We start from the raw sequence: 4,041 nt of genomic DNA, 5'->3' as shown, positions 1-4,041 counted from the left end.
GACGAATCCCACAAGGCCGAATGAATACTGGTGCCCGCAAACGTATCCCGGCCCTGGACATCGGGCCAGCGCGGGCGGTTGAGGTATCCGGCGGCGGTGACCACGACGCTGGCGTAACTGATGTCGCGCTGGCCGTCGGCGTTGACCGAATGGATCTGCCACTGCTTGCGGTGCTCGTCCCACCACAGCCGCTCGACCACGGTGCGGAACCGGGTGTGCTCGCGCAGCTTGTGTTTGTCGGCGAGCGCAACCAGGTAGGCCTGATACTCCGCACCCTGCGGGTAGTAGCTGCTCCAGTCCGGGTTCACCTCACTTGACAGTGAGTAATACGCCGACGGCGTGTCGACGCCGATGCCCGGGTAGGTGGTGGTCAGCCAGGTACCGCCGACCTCTTCGTGGCGGTCGAAGATCTCATACGACACACCCTCCTCGGCCGCCGCCAGGGCGACGCTGATCCCGGCGATACCGGCACCGATGATGGCGACTTTCACGGTGTCGGGGATCGGCACGGTGCGCGGCAGCGTAGGCTGCGACCGCTGGAAGCCGCCCTGCTCGAGCAGCAGGTCCACCTGCTCGTCGTCGATCTCCGAACCCAGTGCCGTCGGCAGCAGTCGCGCGAAGAAGTCGCAGTCGTCGGCGGGCACCGCGTCAGCGCGCCGGGGCCTGCCCAGCGCGTCGATGATGGCGTTCACCAGCGCCTCGGCCGTATCGGGGTCGGTGACGCCGGCCCGTTCGGGCGGGTCGGGGATGTGCGAAATCTTGTGCGCATAGGTGTCGATCACCGACGGGTCGCCAGTGAGCTGAGCCAATACCGCCAGCAGTACGCCCGGGTCGGCCTGACGCAGGTTGTCGCGGAGTTCGTCGGGGTCGGGCGCGGTCGGGCCGGTGGACGATGTCGATTCCGTAGCGGCGGTCATGCCGTCGAGTATCGAAGCCGACAGCCAAGTCGGGCAGCCGGCTGTCTACTCAGCGGGACGCCAGACAATGTTCCACTGACCGGGCATCCGTGGAGTTAGCGGGACCACACCAGGGTTGACTCGCCGGCATGAGCAACGACATCGCGCTCCCGGAACTGCAAGAGTTCATCGCCGGCTTCTGGTACCACTACGACGAGGCACACTACGACGAGTTGGCGGCGCGCTACGCCAAGGACGTGCACTACCTGACTCGAAGCGATTCGGGCACCAGCCCCTTCGAGGAACTGATGTCACCCGAACTGCACGGACGCGACGCGGTCGTGGAATGGCTATCAGAGCATCGCAAGCAGAGCCCATACCCGTTGCGCCACCACGCCACAAACGTGCACCGTACGGGCTCCGACGGTGACATCACCCGCGCGCGCTTCTACATTCTCGTCAACCAAATCGCCAACTTCGTGCCGTTCGCGGTATCGAGCGGTGTGGTCAACGTCGGCATCCGGCGCCAAGCCTCCGGCCTGGTCTTCACAGCGATGGAAGTCGTTTTGGACACCCAGAACTCGGTCCTGTTGTCCGAGCTCACCACCGACAGCACTGCTGCTTCGTGAGCGCACGCAAAACATTCGCCGGCGGCGTCGCCGTCATCACCGGGGCCGGCGCCGGTATCGGTGCGGGACTGGCGCGGTACGCCAGCCGGTTGGGCATGACCGTGGTACTGGCTGACGTCGACGCCGACGCTGTCGCGGTATTGCGCGACGAACTCTGCGCAGCGGGAGGCGTGGTGCTCGACGTCGTGTGCGACGTCCGCGACCCGGACGCCGTCCAAGGGCTCGCCGATAAGACCTACCGGGATATCGGTCCGGTGCGGCTGTTGGTGAACAACGCCGGAGTCGAACAGTTTGGCTATCTGTGGGACACCCCGATAGCCAACTGGCAGCGTGTCGTCGACATCAACGTCAGCGGCGTCTTCTACGGCGTGCGGGCGTTCCTGCCGAAGATGATGGCCACCGAGGAGCAAGCCTGGGTGTGGAACCTGTCTTCCGTCGGCGGGGTGGTGGCGATTCCGTTGCAGGCGCCCTACATCATGAGCAAGCACGCGGTGCTCGCGTTGACTGAATGCCTGCATCTGGATGTTCAATCGGCCGGACACGCTCACCACATTCACGTGCAGGCCGTGTTGCCCGGCGCGGTGGTATCCAACATCTTCGAGTCGGCGGGCGGAGTCGACTCCAACGCCGGCGATTTCGCTGCCGCTGAGGCACAGCGCGCCGCCATGCTTAACGTCAAGGCCGCGGCCATGGATCCGCTGGCGGCCGCCGAAACGGTTTTCGAGCAGGCCGCCGAGGGCCGGTTCTATTTGCTCACCGAGCAATCCGTCGGGTCGGCTATGAAAGAGCGTGCGAACGTACTTGCTGCCCAACAACCTCCGGCGCTGAAATGATGACTCCCGCACTGGATCCCGACGCCGCCAGGCGGGTAGCGTCGTTTGGCTACATTCCGCCGATGCGCCAACGGGGCTTGGCGGTGGTACGCGCCGCGATCGAGTCGGCACCGCTGCCCGACGAGATGTCCGAGATGGCCAGCATCACCAACGCCGCCATCCCGGGCCCGGCTGGCCCCCTAGCGGTCCGGATTTACCGCCCGACAGCCGATTCCGCACAGCCTGTGATGGTTTATTTCCACGGCGGCGGACTTGTCATGGGCTCCAACCACTCGTTCGAACCACTGGCCCGCGTGCTGGCATCGGCGTCGGGCGCCACCATCGTGGCCGTCGACTACCGGTTGGCCCCCGAGTCTCCACCACCGGCCCAGTTCGACGACGCCTTCGCCGCGACGGAGTGGGCGTCGCGAAACGCTGATGGCCTCGGGCTCGACGCCAACCGGCTCGCGGTAGTCGGGGACAGCGCTGGTGGTTCGTTGGCGGCCGCAGTTGCGCTGGCCGCGCGGGACCGTGGTGCGCCAGCGATCTGTGCGCAGGTGCTGCTGTACCCAGGTCTTGATCGCGATATGACGGCCCCGTCGATCACCGCGCGGGCCGATGCGCCGATGCTCAGCCGCGACGACATCGATTATCTGCACAGCCTGACCGACGGCGATGCAGGCCCACCTCGTGACCCATACCTCGTCCCGGCCTACGCCGCCGACTTATCAGGCCTACCGCCGGCGATCGTGGTGACCGCGGGGTGCGACCCGATCCAAGATTGGGGCGAGCGATATGCGGCCCGGCTCCGCGATGCCGGCGTCCAAACCACCATCACCCGCTATCCCGGGATGTACCACGGCTTCCTCATGCGGTCTGACGCGACTGCGCGGGGTCGGCTGGCTATTGCCGAGATCGGGGCACTGCTGCAGGCGAAGTTCGCCAATCCGCTCGGGATTGACGTCCCAATGACCGGACATGACGCAGCCACGGCCAGGTGACGCTGCGCAGAATCACGCCAAAGCGGAATTGGCAGAAGGAGAAAGCTGATGCTCACCGACGAGCGACGGATGGAGCTTTCGGATGTGTTGCGGCCGGCGGCACCGCCTCGCGAGATCGACGACGTCTACACCGACGCGCAGCGAGAGCGTCTGCTTGAGGTCGTTCGCACCGAGGGCCCGTGGAAGCTGATCATCGCGCAACACTTCGCGTCGGCCGACGAACTGATCGCGACCATGAGCGGCGTCTTCCCCGAAGGGTTTACTCCGTCGCTGGACCTGTTCCTCACTCCGACCTTCCGCGGCTACCTCGCCAATTACGGCGCGGTGCTCTACCCGCAACTGCACGACTGCTTCTACAACGAGCGGTTCCTGAACATGGCCAAGAGCTACTGGAATGCCGAATACGCCAAGCCGCAGCTGATGCTGTTCAACATCAATGGGCCGTGCGCGAATCGCGATCCTGGCCATCTGGATTCGCCGAGCTTCCGCGGTGTCCGGCACGAGAATGCACCAACGTGGCTGACTAGCGTGATGGGTAAGTCCGGGCTGTTCCGCGACTACCTGATCAAGATGGCACAGGTGATCACCTGGTTCTCACTCGACACCGGTAGCGGTTTCACATATTGGCCCGAGGGGCCGCTGCATGCACCCAAGCGGGTTCTGCCGCCGATCAACAACCGCGGCGTCGTGGTGCAGAACGAAA

The 4,041-nt window shown here is 65.2% G+C and carries 4 protein-coding genes and 1 pseudogene; 4 read left to right on the top strand and 1 reads right to left on the bottom strand.

Going from position 1 to position 4,041, the window contains the following annotated elements:
• On the bottom strand, positions 1-917 hold a 917-nt coding region (locus VEI45_RS04270), incomplete at its 3' end, for an NAD(P)-binding protein (protein WP_324850453.1).
• A gap of 128 nt (positions 918-1,045) precedes the next feature.
• On the opposite strand from VEI45_RS04270, the gene VEI45_RS04265 reads away from it, so the two are divergent.
• The 4 genes and pseudogenes from VEI45_RS04265 to VEI45_RS04250 all read left to right on the top strand — a co-directional run.
• On the top strand, positions 1,046-1,525 hold the full coding sequence (locus VEI45_RS04265; protein ID WP_324850451.1) for a nuclear transport factor 2 family protein: 480 nt from the start codon (positions 1,046-1,048) through the stop codon (positions 1,523-1,525).
• Entirely contained in the window at positions 1,522-2,358 is an 837-nt protein-coding gene (locus VEI45_RS04260; protein ID WP_324850449.1) for an SDR family oxidoreductase, read from the top strand. Before VEI45_RS04265 ends, VEI45_RS04260 begins: the two co-directional genes overlap by 4 nt.
• A complete protein-coding gene (locus VEI45_RS04255) occupies positions 2,355-3,338 on the top strand; it encodes an alpha/beta hydrolase (protein WP_324850447.1) in 984 nt (327 codons plus the stop codon). The genes VEI45_RS04260 and VEI45_RS04255 overlap by 4 nt, the downstream gene beginning before the upstream one ends.
• 48 nt (positions 3,339-3,386) lie before the next feature.
• Positions 3,387-4,041: pseudogene (locus tag VEI45_RS04250) on the top strand (hypothetical protein); the annotation flags it as partial.

The sequence above is a fragment of the Mycobacterium sp. genome, assembly GCF_035623875.1.
Lineage (GTDB): Bacteria > Actinomycetota > Actinomycetes > Mycobacteriales > Mycobacteriaceae > Mycobacterium.
This window is presented reverse-complemented; position numbering and strand designations above follow the sequence as displayed.

Excerpts from the sequence above, each read along its gene's own strand:
- VEI45_RS04265 (WP_324850451.1), top strand. The coding sequence starts at position 1,046 with ATGAGCAACGACATCGCGCTCCCGGAACTGCAAGAGTTCATCGCCGGC.
- VEI45_RS04255 (WP_324850447.1), top strand. The coding sequence starts at position 2,355 with ATGATGACTCCCGCACTGGATCCCGACGCCGCCAGGCGGGTAGCGTCG.